Source organism: Achromobacter maghribensis (genome assembly GCF_057334215.1).
Genome location: NZ_JBHFII010000014.1, coordinates 44,623 through 61,507, shown reverse-complemented (window position 1 = coordinate 61,507; position 16,885 = coordinate 44,623). Strand labels below are relative to the sequence as shown.

Here is a 16,885-nt window from a genome sequence, read left to right as displayed (position 1 = left end):
GTGCTGGAGAACGCCGTGCGCGAAGGCACGCGCGACCCCGGTCTGGTCCAGCAATTCGCCGAGCAGGGCGTGGCGGTGGAGTTCACGTCTTCCGCCGACCTGGACAAGGTGATCGCCGACGAATCCGCCATGTGGGCCCAGGTCATCAAGGCCAACGGCGTGCCCAAGACCGACCTGAAAGCCTGAGGAATCGCTGTGATTGAACAAGCCCGCATCACCGTTACGCCCGAATTCGCCCTGATCGATGTCTCGCGCGAGATCCGCATCGATGGCTTTCCCGCCTATGCCTTCATCACCGTCACGGCCACCATGCAGATGTGCGGCGCCCCATGGCGTTCGCAAGCAGTGTTCATGGCAGGCCACGACGGCAGCCTGGACCTGGGACGCGACAGCCCGGTTTCGGGCAGTTATGCCGAACCCTCGGCCATGGGCGTCGTGTGGTCCATGGTGTGCGAAGACATGAGCCGCGTGGTTTTTCCCCCCGACCGCACGGAACCGCTGGTCATCCAGATTGACGCCACCGACGGCGTGCGCAGCGCTTCGGCGCGGCTGGTGCAGGAATTCCTGGAAGAGGGCGTGACCCACCGCGCGGTGCGCGAGCAGGTGGGTGGCATGACGGTGTCGGGCGAACTCTACATGCCGGCGGGCCCCGGACCGCATCCGTTGGTGATCTACATGAACGGTTCGTCGGGGGGCGTCAACGCGCCGCGCGCCGCGCTTTTCGCCGCCCGGGGGTTCCAGTGCCTGGCCCTGGCCATCTTCAACTACGAAGGACGGCCCAAGTACTTGAACGACATGCCCCTGGAATATTTCCAGCATGTGCTGCAGTGGGCCCGCGCAGAACTCGCGCCACGCGACGGCTTCGTGGCGCTGTCCGGCATCAGCCGGGGCGGCGAGACCTCGCTGCTGGTGGCGTCGCACTATCCCGAACTGGTCAGCGCGGTCGTCGCGTATGTGCCGTCGCCCGTCACGCATGGCGTGGTCAGCGCCGGCGCGCCGGGCACCGGCCGCAACGCCCAGGTCTGGACCCAGGGCGGCCAACCGCTACCGCACCTGTGGCAAGACAACGCCAGCGCCGACTGGGAAGCCGCCTACGCGTCCGAGCCGCCATACCGCCAGACGCATGCGTTCCTAAGCGCCACCCGCGATAGCGCGGCGTTCGAGCGTGCTCGCATCCCGGTGGAGAACTATCCCGGCCCGGTCATGCTGATCAGCGCGTCCGACGACGGTTTCTGGCCCAGCACCGCTTATTCCGAGATCGTGATGCGGCAGCGCCAGTCGCACGGGCTGCCCACGTTTCATCACGTCTGCATGGGGGCGGGGCACCATGTGCACTATCCCTACCTGCCGGCAACGCTGATCAGCAAGCCGCATGCAATGTCGGGGCTGCTGCTGGACGCGGGCGGCACGCCCGCCGCGAACGCCGCGGGCAACGAAGGGTCTTACGTGGCCGTGCTGGAGTTTCTGGGCAGGGCCGCGGGCACCTCGTGACGAGGATGCCGTCTTACTCTTCGCTGGTCCATTCCACCTGCACGCCCAGGCTGCGCAGGTTTTCAACAAACTGCGGATGCGCCCGGCGGATCGGCGTGGCGTTGCGGATTTCAGAGCGGCCCTTGATGCTGCTGGCCACCATGAACAGGGCGATGGCCACGCGGATGATGTAGGGGCTTTCGACCACGGCCGGCGTCAGCGGATTGCCGCCAAACGTCACGACCCGATGCGGGTCGGACGAAAACACGTGCGCGCCGAACTTCGACAATTCGCCCGTCCAGCCCAGCGCGCCGTCGTAGACCTTGTTCCAGAACATCGCGTTGCCCTCGGCGCATACGCCCAGCGCGATGAAGATCGGCAACAGGTCCACCGGAAAGTACGGCCACGGCGCCGCTTCGACCTTGGTCAGCACGTTGCTGGTGAAGGGCGTCTGCACCTTCAGCGGCCCCGCGCGCAGCGCGCGCGACCAGCCGTCCTTGTGCTCGATCTGCACGCCGAACTTGGCGAACGTGCGGTCGATCAGCGGGAAATTGCCCGGCGTGCGATTGCGCACCACGACGTCGCCGCCCGTGATCGCGCCCAACGCCAGGAAGGTCGTGATCTCGTGGAAATCTTCTTCAAACGTGAACTCGCCGCCGGCCAGCGGCTTGCCGCCCCGGACCGTCAGGCGGGACGTGCCGATGCCGTCGATATCGGCGCCCATCATCGCCATGAAGCGGCAGAACTCCTGCACGTGCGGTTCGGATGCTGCATTGGTCAGCGACGATTCGCCATCAGCCGCGGCCGCGCACAGCACGAAGTTCTCGGTCGTGGTCACCGACGCGTAGTCCAGCCAATGGTGCGTGGGCTTGAGTGCGCCGCTACTGCGGACCAGCAGCGAGCCGCTGGCGCGCTCGACCTGGCCGCCGAACGAACGGAAGATCTCCACATGCGGATCGATCTCGCGCACGCCCAGCGTGCAACCCTTCACATTGTCTTCCAACCGCGCCACGCCAAAGCGGGCCAGCAGCGGCGGCACCAGCATGATGGACGAGCGCATCTCTTCGGGAAGGCGATGGGCCTTGGCATCGAACGTCGTGTGCTGGTGATGCAGATCCAGCGTGCGGGTCGTTTCGTCCAGCCGGACCTCGCTGCCCAGCGTGCGGAAGATGTCCAGGATCTTGCGCACGTCCGTGATGTCCGGTACCCCGTGCAGCTTCAGCGGCTGATTGGTCAGCAGCGTGGCGCACAGGATGGGAAGCACGGCGTTTTTGTTGGCAGAAGGGATGACGCGGCCGCGCAGGGGCGTGCCACCGTGGACGATGAGGTTGGACATGGGAAGAGGGCGGCCGGGAGTGAATAAGAAAGGACAGCGCCGGAATTGTACCGGCGTCGCGTCGCTCGCATTGGGGGACGTATTATTTCAAACGTTTCAAACTGCGTGCGCGGCTTAATGTCCGACGGCGACCGCGCCCGCCGTGCGCAACCCCGGCCGGAACGCGTAAGCGTGGCCCGACAGCGCGATCAGGAACGCAATGCCCGCCAGGACGAGCAAGGCCCACGGGAAGGCACCCGGGCCCCAAGCGTCAAGCAGCATGCCACCCGCCACGCCCGCCCCGGCGATTGCCCCGTTCCAGGCGACCACATTCATCGACAACGCCACGTCGGCGCCGCTTCCGGCCGTGTCGGCCAGGGCCGTTTGCAACAGCGTGGCCGCACCGCCGAAGCTGATTCCCCATACGGCGACCCCCACGTAGATCACTGCCGGATTCGCCGGCGCCATGCCGAACGCCAGCGCCGTGACGCCAAACGCCGCCAGGCTGGCCAGCACCGTCGAGCGCAAGTGATGGTCCACCAGCTTGCCGGTGATCCAGATGCCGGCCAGCGCGGCCAGGCCGAAAATGAACAGCACAAGATCTACCCGGGCACCCAGACCGGCCGGCGCCACGAACGGCGCGATATAGGTGTAGAGAATGTTGTGGGCCAGCATCCATGTGATGACGACGGCCAGCACGCGCCGCACGCCGGGAGTCATGAATACGCGGCGCAACGGCATCCGTTCGTGGGCGGACTGGCCGGGGTAGTCGGGGACTTTTGCCAGCACCCACGCAATCAGGACCAGCGTCAGCCCGGACATGATCCAGAAGGCGGCGCGCCAGCCCACCGCAGACCCCAGCAGCGTGCCCAGCGGCACGCCCAACGACAAGGCCACGGGGGTGCCCACCATGGCAAGCGCCATCGCCTGGCCTTGCTGATTGGGGGCGACCATGCGGCGGGCATAACCCGCCAGCAGGCTCCAGGCCAGCCCGGCGGCCATGCCGGCGAAGAAACGTGCCACCAAGGTCAGCCAGTAATGGGACGACAGCGCCGTGGCGGAATTGAAGACCAGGAAACCGACGATGGTCAGCAGCAGCACGTTGCGGCGTCGCCATCCGCGGGTGGCGATGGTGAGTGGAATGGCCGCCAGCAACGAGCCCAACGCATAGGCCGTGACCATCTGGCCCGCCATCGACGCGCTGACGTCCAGGCCGCGGCTGATCTGCGGTAACAGGCCGGCTGGCAGGGTCTCGGTGACGATGCAGATAAAGCCTGTCATGGCCAGCGCCAGCAGTCCGGATACCGGCAGACGATCGGACGCAGGCTTTTCGGCCTGAAGAGAGGAATGGCTCACGCAAAAATCCTTTGGAAGATGAATCGGGGCCGATACGGACGGGCAGCGCCTGGAAAAAAGGCCGAGGCTTCGTCCTATATATATATCGATCGGTATAAATGTAGGCGGCGCGCGATCGCGTTGTCAACGACTTTTGTATCGAGTAGTATGTATGTCGTGAGCAAAGGAGCCTGCCATGGCGCAGATGGGCCGGCCGCGCGCGTTTGACCGCCATCAGGCGATCGACCAGGCGCTGCATTTATTCTGGGAACAGGGCTACGAATCCACGTCGTTGAGCCAGCTGAAGGCCGGTATCGGCGGCGGCATTTCCGCGCCCAGCTTCTATGCGGCCTTCGGCTCGAAAGAGGCGCTGTTCAAAGAGACCGTCCAGCGCTACCTGGACACCTACGCCCAGGTCACGGAATGCTTGTGGGATGACGCCATGCCCGCCCGCGACGCCGTGGAACTGGCGTTGCGCCAATCGGCCAGGATGCAATGCGAACGCGGGCACCCCAAGGGTTGCATGGTGGCGCTGGGCGTCATGAGCGCGCCGACCCCCGAGCATGCGGACGTGGTTAAACCACTGACGGAATCTCGCCTGCGCACGCGCGCAGGTTTTGTCCATTGCGTCGAACGCGCCATCGCCACCGGCGAATTGTCCGCTGGCACGGATGCCCGGTCGATGGCCTGCGTGTTCGACAGCTTCCTGGTGGGGGTGTCGACATTGGCGCGCGATGGGGTCCGCTATCCGACCTTCGATGCCGCGATCACGCAGCTGATGCGGCTCTGGGACGCCTCGCGCGCCAATTAGGGATCCGCCCGGTTTACCCGGGCCGCGATCCCCGGCGCTTAATTCGGCTTACGCCGCACGGCGCGGCGATTGGCGTTTGAGCTTGGGCGCGTCGCCACGGGAATGGCTGATGGCGAACCGGTAGGCCGCGCCATTTGCCAGGCGGCCCCGGCCGCGCCGCCGGTTTACGCGCCGCCCGCCCTGAATTGCTTGCGGTAAGCGGACGGCGAAATCGCGAACGCATGCGTGAAGTGCTGGCGGAATGAAACCGAGGATCCGAAACCCACGTTTTCGGCGATCAGGTCCACCGCCTGCCCGCTGGTTTCCAGCAGCCGTTGCGCCGAGGCCAGCCGGTGGTTCAGGACCCAGCCGGAAACCGTGGCGCCCGTCTTTGCCTTGAAACGCCGCGTGAAGTTGCGCCGGCTCATTCCGGCCTTGTCCGCCAGCATATCCAGCGTCAAAGGCTGCCGCAGGTTTTCAATGGCCCAATCCAGCACGGCGCTGAGCTTGTCCGCACCCTGACGTTCAGGCAGCGGTTGTTCGATGTACTGGGCCTGGCCGCCGTGCCGGTGCGGCGCCACGACCATGCGGCGGGCGATGCGGTTGGCGATCTCGGCGCCGTGATCGCGGCGCAGCAAGTGCAGGCAGCAATCGATGGCGGCGGCCGTGCCGGCGGACGTGAGGATATCGCCGTCGTCGATATACAGGGATTTTCGGTCCAGCCGGACCTTCGGATGCCGGCGCTCGAAGTCGTCGCCCCATACCCAATGCGTGGCCGCGGTACGCCCGTCCAGCAAGCCGGCTTCGGCCAGTACGAACGTGCCCAGGCACAGCCCGGCAATGCGGGCGCCCCGGGCGTGACCGGCCCGCAGCGCCTCAAGCAAGGCAGGGGGCGCGGATTCTTCGGGGTCGCGCCAGGCGGGCATGATGATGGTGTCGGCCTGGGCCAGTGCCGACAGGTCGTGCGGCACCTCGATCTTGAATCCGGACATCGTGGAGAGCAGCCCCGCCCGTTCCCCGCAGATCATCAGCCGATAGCGTGGCACGCCCAATTGGGCCAGATCGTCGCCAAACACCATGCACGGCACGGATAGATGAAAGGGGCTGATGCCCTCGAAGGCAATGACGGCGACGGTATGCATGGTTTTCCAGGATCAGGATCCGTTTGGCCCGATTTTAGCAATTGTTGTCCAACGGGCCACTATCGTGAAAGCGGGCCTGGCGGGACACTGGTGGCTCTTCCACTACCCATTCAAGAGGCAAGCCTTGAACCATCCCACCATCCGCACCCTGGCCGGCGCCGCCGCGCCGGCTTCCATCGACGCCTCCACCACGGCGTTGCTGGTCATCGATTTCCAGAACGAGTATTTCAGCGGCAAGTTGCCCATCCCTGCGGGACAGACGGCCTTGGGCAACGCGCAACGCCTGATCGCGCACGCCGACCAGGCGGGCATGCCCGTCTACCATGTTCAGCACGTCACGCCCGCAGGCAGCCCGGTCTTTGCCGATCAAAGCCCGACCGGCGCGTTCCATGCCGAATTGCAGCCCGGGCCGCGCCACCATGTCGTGCGCAAATCTTCGGTCAGCGTGTTTCCCACGACTGACCTGGACCAGCAGTTGAAAGCCGCCGGCGTGAAGACCCTGGTGATCACCGGCCTGATGACGCATGCTTGCGTGGCTGGCGCCGCGCGCGATGCCGTGCCGTTGGGCTATGGCGTCATCGTGGCCGAAGACGCGTGCGCCACCCGCGATCTGGACCGCGCCGACGGCAGCGTGGTCAGCCACGACAGCCTGCATCGCGCGGCGTTGGTCAGCATCGAGGACACGTTCGGGGATGTCTTGACGACGGAACAGGTGTTGAAGCTGCCCGTGGTGTGATCCGCGTTCAGCGGGGCGCGGGTTCGATCGGCGCCGGGCCGGGGTTCTTACGGATCAGCATGATGCCCATGATCGTCAGCGCCAGCCCGCCGCCAATGTAAGGCAGGCCAAAGATAAGGGCCCAGAAGAACAGCGCGGTATTCGCGTCATTGGCGGCGCGTGCGCCTGCGGTGGCGGCCTCGTGCGCCGAGGGGTCCACCAACAGCAGGCTGGCGGGCAGGGTCAGCAACAGCGCCACCCCCAGCAGGGTGCAGCCCCAGCCGATCAGGCGGCGCATGTTGGGAATGCGGACCAATGCCGCCGTCACCGCGATCGTCACCAGCAACGTGACAACCGCGCCCGCTATCTGCATCTTTTCCACGCTACCGGAGACATCGGCGCCCGCGGCGGGCCCGTTCAGCCCGAACGCGATGACCAAGAGCGGATTGAGCAAGCTGTAGGTGGTTTGCCCGATCAGCAGGCCGAAGGCAATGCTGGCAAGCCATTTGATCGCGGTAGGAGGCATTGTGGGTCCGGGGTTGAAGGTCGGGCGCGGGACGGCGCACCGGTTTCCCGAAGCGGAACCGGTGCCGGTGGCTTAGTAATAGATGTCCACGTAATCGGTCAGGCGGCCGCAGCTTTCCATCTGCTGCAGGCGCCAGTACTTGCGCTTGCCCGTCGCCCGGAACTCGTAGTCGCCCGTGCGCTCGCAGCGGCGGCCTTTGTCCGGCGCGTCCAGGATCAGGATGGTGCCGCGGAAGGTGAAGCGGTCGCTGTCGATCGAGACGATTTCCCCGTTGATCTTCAACGTGCCTTCGAAGTTGGCCTGCGTGCCGTCGATGCGGACGACATCGTTCACGTCCTTGGCGGTCAGGTGGCCGCGGTCGGCGGACCAAAGCCATTGCACACTGACGCCGCTGTTGTTCAGCAGGCGTTCGTAGGCGGCCTGGTTCTTGATTTCGGTTTTGGATACCGGCGCAAGCGCGGTGGCGCCAGCCGGCTGGGCCGGCGCGCTGTTTTGCTGGACGGGGGCGCCGCTTTGCTGGACAGGGGCGTTGTTCTGCTGGACGCCGCCGGCGTTTAGTTGGGCCCCGCCATGAGCCCGGAGCGCGCCGTCATTCTGCGCCGCGATAATGGGCGAAGCCGCGGCAAGGGCCAGGCCCAGCGCCAGCGGAATCAGTCGGGACATCCGCTTCGTTCTCTTGGCAATCGTCAAATCGCGATCAAGCGTCGTGTGCATGGTCATGAATAAGGTGGCAAAGGACAGCGCCGCCTTCGGTCGAGGGCAGCTACGGGCGCCTAAATTAGCATGCGAATTGCGTCTAATAATTGCCGGTTTTCCGTGTTGTGTATCTATTGGTTAAGTTTCGCCTGGTGCAGCAGACGGACCTGCTCGGCCAATTCCGGTTCTGGCCCATCGACCTCGATGCCGTCCACGACCTCGGCGATGGCCAGCGGCCGCACGCGGGATGCCGGCGCGCCCCATTCGCGCATCCATTGCGAATACTGCGCCGACGAGCTGGCATACACGATGCGCCCCAGGCCCACCCATCCATGCGCCGCCGAACACATCGGACAATGTTCGCCCGAGGTATAGACCACGCAAGCGGCGCGCTCGGCGGCAGGCACATGGTTGGCGGCCCAGCGCGCGATCTCGAATTCGGGGTGCTGCGTGTGATCGCCGCCGGCGACGTGGTTATGGTCTTCAAACAGCACCGTGCCGTCGGCCGAAACCAGAATGGAACCAAAAGGCTCGTCGCCTGCGTCCAACGCCTGCTTTGCCAGCGCCACGCACCGCGCAAGGTGTTTTTTGTCCTGTTCGGTAATCACGAAGGTCTCCTTGTCATGAAAGACGGCATCCGCCGGGTAGGCCTGCAAGGATATCGCGGCGACAGCGAAGCAGGGTAGAGTGGGGGGTATCTAGCAGACGCATTCACACCGGGAAATCCTCATGCTGACCGTCCATCATCTGGGAAAATCGCAATCCGAACGCATCGTATGGCTGTGCGAAGAACTCGCCATTCCCTATGAGCTGAAAGTCTATGACCGCGACCCGGTCACGCGCCTGGCGCCGCCCGAGTACAAGGCCCTGCATCCGCTGGGCACGGCGCCGATCATCACCGACGGCGATACCGTGCTGGCTGAATCCACCGCCATCGTCGAATACCTGCTGGCCAAGCATGGCAACGGCCGCCTGACGGCGGCGCCCACGGACGCCAACTTTGCGGACTATCTCTATTGGTCCCATTTCGCCAACGGATCGCTACAGCCCAGCCTGATGCGTTGCATGGTGTTGGCGCGCGCCGAAGTGCCGGCCGACAAGCCGGTGGCGCAGTTTGCCGACGCCCGGCGCAAACAGGCGCTGGCCCTGATCGACAAGCAATTGGGGGCGAACGATTACCTGGCGGGCAACGCGTTGACCGCCGCGGACATCATCGCGGTGTTTTCCTTGACGACGATGCGGCTGTACTTTCCGTTCGACTTGGCGCCGTACCCGAACATCCTGGCCTATCTGCAGCGCATCGGCGCACGCGACGCGTATCGCCGCGCCATGCAGAAAGGAGACCCGGACATGGCCCCGATGCTGACTTGAACCCAAGCCGAAAAAGCAAGGGCCCGCCATCCGGCGGGCCCTTGCCGTTCAGGCGGGCAGATTTACAGCAGCAGCGGCGAAATCTTGCTGCCATCCACGGACACGCCGGCCATCAGGCCGCCATTGTTCATGACGAAGCCCACGACGGGCTGCTGCACGGTGTTCGAGTCAATCGTGCCGTTGGCGCCCAGGTTCGCCACGGCGACGGTCGCGTCCGCCCCGATCGTCCATCCGCTGCTGGCGCGGAACTTGGCCAGCGCATCGTCCGTCATGAACAGCAGCACCATGGCTTTGGATTGGGCGCCGGCCTGCAAGCCGATGGAACCGCCCGTGATGCTGTAGTAGCCGCTGTCTTGGCCGTTGACCCGAAGCTCGCCCGTTCCATGCTGCGCGCCGACGATGAAGCTGGCGCTTAACACGGCCGGAAACACCAGCACGCCACGGGCTTGCGCGACCAGTTGCTTGGACTGCGGCGCGGCTTCGTACAGTTTGGACAAGGTGGCGGTCGTGGCGGTGTTCAGTTCCTGGCGCTTTTCCGCGGCCGTCGGCGAGGCTTGCGGACCGTTCATCGTGCAACCCGCAAGGAACACGCTGGCTATCCCCAGCGTCAACGCCGCCACGCCGGTTTTACGCAAGGTTGAAAATGAGTTGAGCATGTAGGCTTCCTTTGGGTTGCTAGCGATCAGGTCGCGCCAGAGATGACGCTACGGCGAAGATTACTCCCGCTGGCTGCCTACGCACGCGCTTTCGAAGCGGGCGCGAAAAAAAACGCGTCCGCTCCCGGTTTAACATCGCGCCATGCTTATTTACCTCATCCTCGTTTGGGTCGCGCTGTCCATTGCCGTCGGGTTCCTGGCAGCCGGGCGGGGGCGCAATGCAGTCGGTTGGACGATGCTTGCCTGCCTGATCAGCCCGGTCGTGGCCGGCATCTTCCTGAGGGTGATCGTCGACCGCTCGGCCCGAGCCGGGCGGCCAGTCCTGGCGGCGCATATCGATTGTCCGGGATGCGGCAAGCGCATCCTGCGGGACGCACGCGTGTGCCGGCATTGCGACGGCATCGTCGCTGACATGGCTGAACGCCGCGAGGCACAACGGACGGCGGCGCTGCGGCAACTTGGCGTGTCCGAGCCGCTGGTTCAGCTGTCATCCGGCAACTGCCTGCACGAGGCGTTCCGCGGCGTTTGCTTGGGGCCGCCCACCCGCGCCTATCCCCGGCCCGCCGCTTCCGATGGCCCGGCCTGGCTTGCGCTTTGGGACCAGGACGGCATGGTCTACGCCGTCCTGGAAGACGAAGGCGGCCTGGAGTTCAACCGCTACAGCATCGAACGCCCGCGCGATATCGACGTGATCGCCCGCACCGAGCAAGGGTTCTGGCTGCATCGTTTTGATTTCCTGTACGAACGCGACATGCCGGACGACACGCTGCGGCAAGCCGCGCAGGCGGTGGGCTTTCGGTACCTGGACCGCTACCTTAGCGAAAGGAATGCCGCCGAGGCGCACCTGGGTAATTTCGCCGCGCATCGTGCATGGCTTGAAGGCCTGATCGGGGAGATCGATCGCGATGCTGGCCACGGCTTGACGCCATCCCGGCCGGCGTCGACATGAACGTCATGGGCATGCGGGGCGTCAAGACTACGTTCGCGGCGCTGGCGCCGGTTTGATTCGGCGGCGGATGGGTCGTTTGACGATATGATGACGACGGCGTAGCGGCCGTCGTCCGTACGCGTGTCTACCCGTGCAGCGTTGATAAGGGCCTTCCGATGCGTCTGAACCAGTGCCAGAATTTCCACGATTTTCGCCGCATGGCGCGCCAGCGGTTGCCCGACCCGATCTTCAACTACATCGACGGCGCGGCGGATGACGAAACGACCTACCGCCGCAATACCCAGGCGTTCGAAGCCTGCGATCTGGTGCCCGACGTGCTGCGGGGCGTGGCGCAGGTGGACATGTCGGTGACCGTGATGGGCCAGAAGCTGGCGATGCCCGTGTATTGTTCGCCCACGGCCCTGCAACGCCTGTTTCATCACGATGGCGAACGCGCCGTCGCGGCGGCCACAGGCAAGTACGGCACGATGTTCGGCGTGTCCTCTTTGGGCACCGTCAGCCTGGAAGAAGCGCGCAAGATCAGCGGCGGCCCCCAGGTCTACCAATTTTATTTTCACAAAGACCGGGGCCTGAACCGCGACATGATGGTGCGCGCCAAAGCCGCCGGTGTGCAGGTCATGATGCTGACGGTGGATAGCATCACTGGCGGCAACCGCGAACGCGACAAGCGCACCGGGTTCGCCATTCCGTTCCGGCTCAATCTGGCCGGCATCGCCCAGTTTGCGGCCAAGCCCGCCTGGGCACTCAACTATGTCACGCACGAACGGTTCCGGCTGCCGCAGCTGGACGGCCACGTCGACATGGGCGGGGGCGCCATGTCGATCAGCCGTTATTTCACCGAAATGCTGGATCCGGCGATGTCGTGGGACGACGTCGCCGACATGGTGCGGCAATGGGACGGCCAGTTTTGCCTGAAGGGCGTGATGTCGGTGGAAGACGCCAAACGGGCGGTCGACATCGGCTGCACCGGCATCGTGCTATCGAACCACGGCGGCCGGCAACTGGACGGTTCGCGTAGCGCCTTCGACCAGCTGGCTGAAATCGTGGACGCCGTGGGCGACCGGATCGACGTGATGATGGATGGCGGCGTGCAGCGCGGCACGCACGTGCTCAAGGCCCTGGCGCTGGGTGCCAAGGCGGTGGGGCTGGGCCGCTACTACCTGTTCCCGCTGGCGGCAGCCGGACGGCCCGGCGTGGAGCGCTCGCTGGAACTGATGCGCATCGAGATCGAACGCGCCATGAAGCTGATGGGCTGCAGGTCTGTCGCGGATCTGCAGCGGCGGCATTTGCGGTTCCGGTAAGCGGCGCGGGTTCAGGCTTCCACCAGGCCAGCCAGGCCGGGGTGTTCCGCGGCAATCCTGGGCGCGGTCCAGCCCCGCAGGCTTTCACGCAGCAACGATACCGCGGCCCGGCCGCTTTCGTTCAGCCGTTTCGACGCGTACATGCCGAACTGCGCGCTCAGGCCCGAAGCGCCGTCCGGTCCGATCGAGATAATCCGCATGGTGTCGGGCCGCACGCATTCGGTCGTCAGCACCGCCACGCCCAGACCGTTTTCGACTGCCGCGATGGTGGCGCCCACATTGTGGCTGGTCAGCGCCACCCGGAAGTCGCGTCCCGCCGCGGTCAGCGCATCGAATACCAGCCGGCGCCACGAGCACGGTTCCGCGTACACGATCATGTCCAGCGGCTGGTCGGGGTCCGGCGCATCGTCGATGCCGCACACCCAGTGCAGGTCCACTGACCATGTTTCGACGGGCTCGTCCACAAAGCCGGCGCAAACGCCTACGGCCACATCCAGCGTGCCTTCCTGCCAGCGCGCGGCCAGTCTTTCGCCATCGTCCACCACGACCTCCAGATGCAGCTGGGGGCATGAACGTTTCAACCGGCCCAGGGCGGCGGGCAGGGCAACCACCGCCACGTCTTCGGACAGGCCGATCCGGACGCTGCCCGCCACCGCGCGTTCCCGGAGCCGGGCCGCAGCCGCTTCGCCCAGCGCAAGGATGCGGTTGGCGTAGCTAAGCAGCAATTCGCCTTCGGTCGTGGGCGACATGCCGCGCCCCGTGCGGTGCAGCAGCCGCTTGCCCACCATTTCCTCCAGCCGCCGTATCTGCGTGCTTAGCGCCGACTGCGCCCGTCCGGCCTGGTCCGCGGCGCGGCTCAGGCTGCCATGACGGCAAACGGCAACAAAGGTGCGCAACAGGGCAGGGTCGAAGTCGCCTGACATTATCAATCCGTTAAGTCTGCATTATGGGAATTCAGTCTACCTTTATCTCTCGAGGATGCCTAGGATCGAGTTGTTGCCAATCGGCCCACCTGAACCCCCGGAGATTCCTCCCATGTCTGACCATCAAAACCTGCGCGTCGTCCTTGCATCCCGCCCCGTCGGACGCCCCAAGCCCAGCGACTTCCGCTTTGAACATGCCCCCATTCCGGAACCCGGCGACGGCCAGGTGCTGCTGGAAATCCAGACCTTGTCCCTGGATCCCTACATGCGCTGGCGCGTCAGTGCCGCCAAGTCCTACGCGCCGCCCATTGAAATCGGTGACGTCATCGTTGGGGGCACGGTGGCCCGGATCAAGGCGTCCCGCCATCCCGACTGGCGCGAAGGCGAGATCGTGCTGTCCGAATCCGGCTGGCAACGCTACGCGCTGTCGGACGGCAGCGGCCTGCGCCGGCTCGACCCGGCCATTGCACCGCCGTCCACCGCATTGGGGGTACTGGGCATGCCGGGTTTCACCGCATACGGCGGGCTGCTCAACATCGGCCAGCCCAAACCCGGTGAAACCGTCGTCGTCGCTGCCGCCAGCGGTGCGGTAGGCTCGATCGTGGGCCAGATCGCCCGCATTCACGGCGCACGCGCCGTGGGCATCGCAGGTGGCCCCGAGAAATGCGCCTTCGTGAAAAATGAACTGGGCTTTGACGCAGTCGTCGACCACCACGCGCCCGATTTCGCGCAGAAATTGGCGGAAGCCTGCCCCGATGGCATCGACGTCTATTTCGAAAACGTCAGCGGCCACGTGTGGGATGCCGTGCTGCCGCTGCTGAACGACTTCGCCCGCGTGCCCGTGTGCGGCCTGATCGCGAACTACAACGACGACCCAGCCACATCCAGCGGCCCGGACCGCCTGCCCGCCACGATGCGCGAAGTCCTGGCCAGGCGGATCTCGCTGCGGGGCTTCCTGGTGTTTGACTTCACGGATGCGCAGCATCAGGAGTTCCAGCGCCAAGCCGCGCAGTGGATCAAAGAAGGAAAGCTGCGGTGGCGCGAAGACGTGGTCGATGGGCTGGAGCAGGCGCCCCAGGCGTTCATCGGCCTGCTGGACGGGCGGAACTTCGGCAAGCTGGTGGTGCGCGTGGCGCCGTAACCGTTAACCGACGCTATCGTCAGCCGGCGTGATCGTCGGTCCGCCAGGGCTTGCGGCGCCGGGCCTTCGGTTTAGGCACTACCCCGAACCGAGGGTCCCGCGCGAGTGCAAGCTGTACAAGCCGGGCCGCGATCGCCTCGAACGCTTCGTCGCTCTGTGGCAGGTACAGCCACTTTCCCAGTTGCGGATGAGGAACCAGGCTTGGAAAATCGGCCATCAGTGCCGCCTGGCGTTCATGCGACGTGCACACCATGACGCCGTCCCAGGGGGCTTCACGGTCGGCCACCACCAGATACAGCAGCCCGTCCAGGTACGCGGCATCGCAACCGAACATCTTCCGGCGTGCGTACTCGGCATCGCGCTCCAGCGGTTCAAGAATCCAAAGCAGGGAATTCTGCCGGGCAGGGCGCTGTTTTCTGGGCGGGGCGAAGAGGTCTGGGTTGCGCATGGGCAAGGCGTGCGTTTCTGTTCGATGTTCGGGATGAGCGTACAGGTTTCCTGGCGATTATCGATAGATCTCCAGGCGAATTTCAACATTGGCAGGCTCCCGCGTTTCAAGCGGGCCGCGGGCGAGTCGGCTGGCACTGCCTATAATTCCCCTAATCCCCGCTTTTTGACGGCAACCCTGCCGTGCCCCATGTCCACCTCGCCTGTACGCGTGCTGTCGGTCATCCCGCCGATGACGCAGCTTAATACCCCTTACCCGTCCACCGCCTACCTGACGGGCTTCCTGCGTTCGCGTGACGTCACCGCATTCCAGGAAGACCTGGCGTTGGCGCTAGTGTTGCGCCTGCTGTCCACCGACGGCCTGCGCGCCGTGGCGGCACGCATCGAGGCGATGCCCATTGCAAAACACACGCCTCCCATCCAGGCGTTCGTGGCGATGCAGTCACGCTACCTGTCCACCATCGGCCCGACGATCGCGTTCCTGCAAGGCCGGGACTCCACCTTGGCGCACCGCATCGTCGGCCGCCATTTCCTGCCCGAAGGCCCCCGTTTCAGCTCGTTGGACGTCTACCTGGACGAAGACGGCGGCGACCCCCTGGGCTGGGCATTTGGCGCGCTGGGCCTGCACGACCGCGCCAAGCACCTGGCCACGCTGTACCTGAACGACCTGGCCGACGTGCTGCGCGACGCCATCGACCCGCGCTTTGAATTCGTGCGCTACGCCGAATCCCTGGCCGGCAGCCAGCCCACCTTCGATCCCTTGGCCAACGCCCTGGCGTCCCCGCCCACGCTGGTGGACGACACGCTGCGCGAACTGACGCTTGACGCGTTGGCCCGCCACACGCCAACCATGGTGCTGCTGTCGGTGCCGTTCCCCGGCGCCGTCTATGCCGCCTTCCGCATCGCCCAGACCATCAAGGCGCAAGACCCCAGTATCGTCACGGTGCTGGGCGGCGGCTTCGTCAACACAGAACTGCGCGAACTGAAAGATCCGCGCGTGTTCGACTACTTCGACTTCGTCTGCCTGGACGCCGGCGAACGCCCCTTGCTGGCGCTGCTGGAACACGTGCAAGGCAAGCGCTCGCGCCAGCGCCTGGTCCGCACTTTCGTGCGCAACAAGGACTCGGGCGCCGTCCAGTACGTGAACCTGGTCGAACCCGACGTGGCCTTCGCCGAAGTGGGCACGCCCACCTGGGACGGCCTGCCGCTGGACCGCTACCTGTCGCTGCTGGACATGCTGAACCCCATGAACCGCCTGTGGAGCGATGGCCGCTGGAACAAGCTGACCGTGGCGCATGGCTGCTACTGGAAGAAATGCAGCTTCTGCGACGTCAGCCTGGACTACATCGGCCGCTACGAAGGCGCATCGGCGGCGGTGCTGGCCGACCGCATCGAAGCCATCGTGCAAGAAACCGGGCAAACCGGCTTTCACTTCGTCGACGAAGCCGCACCGCCGAAATCACTGAAGGCGCTGGCAACGGAACTGATCGATCGCAACGCCGGCATTTCGTGGTGGGGCAACATCCGGTTCGAAAAGACCTTCAGCCCGGAACTCTGCGAACTGCTGGCCGACAGCGGCTGCATCGCCGTATCAGGCGGCCTGGAAGTCGCGTCGGACCGGCTGCTGACCTTGATGAAGAAGGGCGTGTCGGTGGACCAGGTGGCGCGCGTCACCCGTGCGTTCACCGACGCCGGCATCCTGGTGCACGCGTACCTGATGTACGGTTTCCCCACGCAAACGGTGCAAGACACCGTGGATGCGCTGGAATATGTGCGGCAACTGTTCGAAAACGGCTGTATCCAAAGCGGGTTCTTTCACCGCTTCGCCTGTACGGTGCATTCGCCGGTGGGGAAGAATCCCGAGGAATACGGGGTGACGCTACAGCCGCTGCCCGACGTGACATTCGCCAAGAACGATATCGGTTTTCATGACCCGACCGGCGTGGATCATGATGCGCTGGGTAAAGCGCTGAAGAAGGCGATTTACAACTACATGCACGGCATCGGGCTGGAAGAAGACGTGCGGACGTGGTTCCCGTTCAAGGTGCCAAAGACGACGGTGTCGCGGAACCGGATCGCCAGGGCGTTGAGCCAGCAGGGGTAAGTCG

Annotated in this window: 17 protein-coding genes and 1 pseudogene; 9 read left to right on the top strand and 9 right to left on the bottom strand. The window is 65.1% G+C overall.

The genetic code is table 11. The features are described from left to right. Positions 1-186, top strand: a pseudogene (locus ACE039_RS05365) (Bug family tripartite tricarboxylate transporter substrate binding protein); the annotation flags it as partial. Between the two features lie 9 nt (positions 187-195). Beyond that, positions 196-1,491, top strand: a complete 1,296-nt coding sequence (locus ACE039_RS05360; RefSeq protein ID WP_485821860.1) for an acyl-CoA thioester hydrolase/BAAT C-terminal domain-containing protein — start codon at positions 196-198, stop codon at positions 1,489-1,491. Positions 1,492-1,504: 13 nt separating this feature from the next. Here the strand turns inward: ACE039_RS05360 and ACE039_RS05355 are convergent, their stop codons facing one another. After that, the gene (locus ACE039_RS05355; protein WP_105557760.1) at positions 1,505-2,806 is read right to left on the bottom strand and encodes a UDP-N-acetylglucosamine 1-carboxyvinyltransferase; all 1,302 of its coding nucleotides are present in this window, start codon (positions 2,804-2,806) and stop codon (positions 1,505-1,507) included. 114 nt (positions 2,807-2,920) lie between these two features. After that, complete coding sequence (locus ACE039_RS05350; RefSeq protein ID WP_485821859.1) at positions 2,921-4,141, bottom strand: MFS transporter; 1,221 nt, start codon at positions 4,139-4,141, stop codon at positions 2,921-2,923. A 175-nt stretch (positions 4,142-4,316) separates the two neighbouring features. On the opposite strand from ACE039_RS05350, the gene ACE039_RS05345 reads away from it, so the two are divergent. Then, on the top strand, positions 4,317-4,931 hold the full coding sequence (locus tag ACE039_RS05345; RefSeq protein WP_485821858.1) for a TetR/AcrR family transcriptional regulator: 615 nt from the start codon (positions 4,317-4,319) through the stop codon (positions 4,929-4,931). A 164-nt stretch (positions 4,932-5,095) separates the two neighbouring features. Here the strand turns inward: ACE039_RS05345 and ACE039_RS05340 are convergent, their stop codons facing one another. Then, positions 5,096-6,052, bottom strand: coding sequence for a GlxA family transcriptional regulator (locus tag ACE039_RS05340; protein WP_105557763.1), 957 nt, complete (start codon positions 6,050-6,052; stop codon positions 5,096-5,098). Positions 6,053-6,176: 124 nt separating this feature from the next. Between ACE039_RS05340 and ACE039_RS05335 the strand changes: the two genes are divergently transcribed. Further along, positions 6,177-6,788 (top strand): cysteine hydrolase family protein, encoded by a 612-nt coding sequence (locus tag ACE039_RS05335; RefSeq protein WP_105557764.1) that lies wholly within the window; start codon positions 6,177-6,179, stop codon positions 6,786-6,788. A 7-nt stretch (positions 6,789-6,795) separates the two neighbouring features. Here the strand turns inward: ACE039_RS05335 and ACE039_RS05330 are convergent, their stop codons facing one another. The 3 genes from ACE039_RS05330 to ACE039_RS05320 all read right to left on the bottom strand — a co-directional run bounded on the left by ACE039_RS05330 (position 6,796) and on the right by ACE039_RS05320 (position 8,597). Continuing rightward, entirely contained in the window at positions 6,796-7,293 is a 498-nt protein-coding gene (locus tag ACE039_RS05330) for a hypothetical protein (RefSeq protein WP_485821857.1), read from the bottom strand. A gap of 72 nt (positions 7,294-7,365) precedes the next feature. Next, entirely contained in the window at positions 7,366-7,956 is a 591-nt protein-coding gene (locus tag ACE039_RS05325; RefSeq protein WP_485811426.1) for a hypothetical protein, read from the bottom strand. 164 nt (positions 7,957-8,120) lie between these two features. Continuing rightward, positions 8,121-8,597 (bottom strand): nucleoside deaminase, encoded by a 477-nt coding sequence (locus ACE039_RS05320; protein WP_310029295.1) that lies wholly within the window; start codon positions 8,595-8,597, stop codon positions 8,121-8,123. Between the two features lie 121 nt (positions 8,598-8,718). Between ACE039_RS05320 and ACE039_RS05315 the strand changes: the two genes are divergently transcribed. Beyond that, positions 8,719-9,360 carry a glutathione S-transferase family protein gene (locus ACE039_RS05315; protein ID WP_485821856.1) on the top strand — a complete coding sequence of 214 codons (642 nt, stop codon included), beginning with the start codon at positions 8,719-8,721 and terminating at the stop codon, positions 9,358-9,360. A 62-nt stretch (positions 9,361-9,422) separates the two neighbouring features. Here ACE039_RS05315 and ACE039_RS05310 read toward each other — a convergent pair whose 3' ends face one another. Continuing rightward, positions 9,423-10,016 (bottom strand): BPSL1445 family SYLF domain-containing lipoprotein, encoded by a 594-nt coding sequence (locus tag ACE039_RS05310; RefSeq protein WP_105557767.1) that lies wholly within the window; start codon positions 10,014-10,016, stop codon positions 9,423-9,425. 142 nt (positions 10,017-10,158) lie between these two features. Here ACE039_RS05310 and ACE039_RS05305 point away from each other — a divergent pair, with 142 nt between their 5' ends. Continuing rightward, positions 10,159-10,965, top strand: coding sequence for a hypothetical protein (locus tag ACE039_RS05305; protein WP_485821855.1), 807 nt, complete (start codon positions 10,159-10,161; stop codon positions 10,963-10,965). A 155-nt stretch (positions 10,966-11,120) separates the two neighbouring features. Next, positions 11,121-12,266 (top strand): alpha-hydroxy acid oxidase, encoded by a 1,146-nt coding sequence (locus tag ACE039_RS05300; protein ID WP_485821854.1) that lies wholly within the window; start codon positions 11,121-11,123, stop codon positions 12,264-12,266. 11 nt (positions 12,267-12,277) lie between these two features. On the opposite strand, the gene ACE039_RS05295 is transcribed toward ACE039_RS05300, so the two are convergent. Further along, complete coding sequence (locus ACE039_RS05295) at positions 12,278-13,189, bottom strand: LysR family transcriptional regulator (protein WP_485821853.1); 912 nt, start codon at positions 13,187-13,189, stop codon at positions 12,278-12,280. A 112-nt stretch (positions 13,190-13,301) separates the two neighbouring features. On the opposite strand from ACE039_RS05295, the gene ACE039_RS05290 reads away from it, so the two are divergent. Further along, complete coding sequence (locus ACE039_RS05290; RefSeq protein ID WP_485821852.1) at positions 13,302-14,330, top strand: NADP-dependent oxidoreductase; 1,029 nt, start codon at positions 13,302-13,304, stop codon at positions 14,328-14,330. A gap of 19 nt (positions 14,331-14,349) precedes the next feature. Here the strand turns inward: ACE039_RS05290 and ACE039_RS05285 are convergent, their stop codons facing one another. Continuing rightward, the gene (locus ACE039_RS05285; protein ID WP_485821851.1) at positions 14,350-14,778 is read right to left on the bottom strand and encodes a hypothetical protein; all 429 of its coding nucleotides are present in this window, start codon (positions 14,776-14,778) and stop codon (positions 14,350-14,352) included. A gap of 189 nt (positions 14,779-14,967) precedes the next feature. Between ACE039_RS05285 and ACE039_RS05280 the strand changes: the two genes are divergently transcribed. Then, positions 14,968-16,881 (top strand): B12-binding domain-containing radical SAM protein, encoded by a 1,914-nt coding sequence (locus tag ACE039_RS05280; RefSeq protein ID WP_485811433.1) that lies wholly within the window; start codon positions 14,968-14,970, stop codon positions 16,879-16,881. Positions 16,882-16,885: the final 4 nt, after the last annotated feature.

Bases quoted from the DNA above. Each gene is read 5' to 3' on its own strand.
- ACE039_RS05310 (WP_105557767.1), bottom strand. From the start codon at position 10,016: ATGCTCAACTCATTTTCAACCTTGCGTAAAACCGGCGTGGCGGCGTTG.
- ACE039_RS05315 (WP_485821856.1), top strand. From the start codon at position 8,719: ATGCTGACCGTCCATCATCTGGGAAAATCGCAATCCGAACGCATCGTA.
- ACE039_RS05340 (WP_105557763.1), bottom strand. From the start codon at position 6,052: ATGCATACCGTCGCCGTCATTGCCTTCGAGGGCATCAGCCCCTTTCAT.
- ACE039_RS05330 (WP_485821857.1), bottom strand. From the start codon at position 7,293: ATGCCTCCTACCGCGATCAAATGGCTTGCCAGCATTGCCTTCGGCCTG.
- ACE039_RS05280 (WP_485811433.1), top strand. From the start codon at position 14,968: ATGTCCACCTCGCCTGTACGCGTGCTGTCGGTCATCCCGCCGATGACG.
- ACE039_RS05285 (WP_485821851.1), bottom strand. From the start codon at position 14,778: ATGCGCAACCCAGACCTCTTCGCCCCGCCCAGAAAACAGCGCCCTGCC.
- ACE039_RS05295 (WP_485821853.1), bottom strand. From the start codon at position 13,189: ATGTCAGGCGACTTCGACCCTGCCCTGTTGCGCACCTTTGTTGCCGTT.
- ACE039_RS05345 (WP_485821858.1), top strand. From the start codon at position 4,317: ATGGCGCAGATGGGCCGGCCGCGCGCGTTTGACCGCCATCAGGCGATC.
- ACE039_RS05355 (WP_105557760.1), bottom strand. From the start codon at position 2,806: ATGTCCAACCTCATCGTCCACGGTGGCACGCCCCTGCGCGGCCGCGTC.
- ACE039_RS05300 (WP_485821854.1), top strand. From the start codon at position 11,121: ATGCGTCTGAACCAGTGCCAGAATTTCCACGATTTTCGCCGCATGGCG.
- ACE039_RS05290 (WP_485821852.1), top strand. From the start codon at position 13,302: ATGTCTGACCATCAAAACCTGCGCGTCGTCCTTGCATCCCGCCCCGTC.
- ACE039_RS05305 (WP_485821855.1), top strand. From the start codon at position 10,159: ATGCTTATTTACCTCATCCTCGTTTGGGTCGCGCTGTCCATTGCCGTC.
- ACE039_RS05325 (WP_485811426.1), bottom strand. From the start codon at position 7,956: ATGTCCCGACTGATTCCGCTGGCGCTGGGCCTGGCCCTTGCCGCGGCT.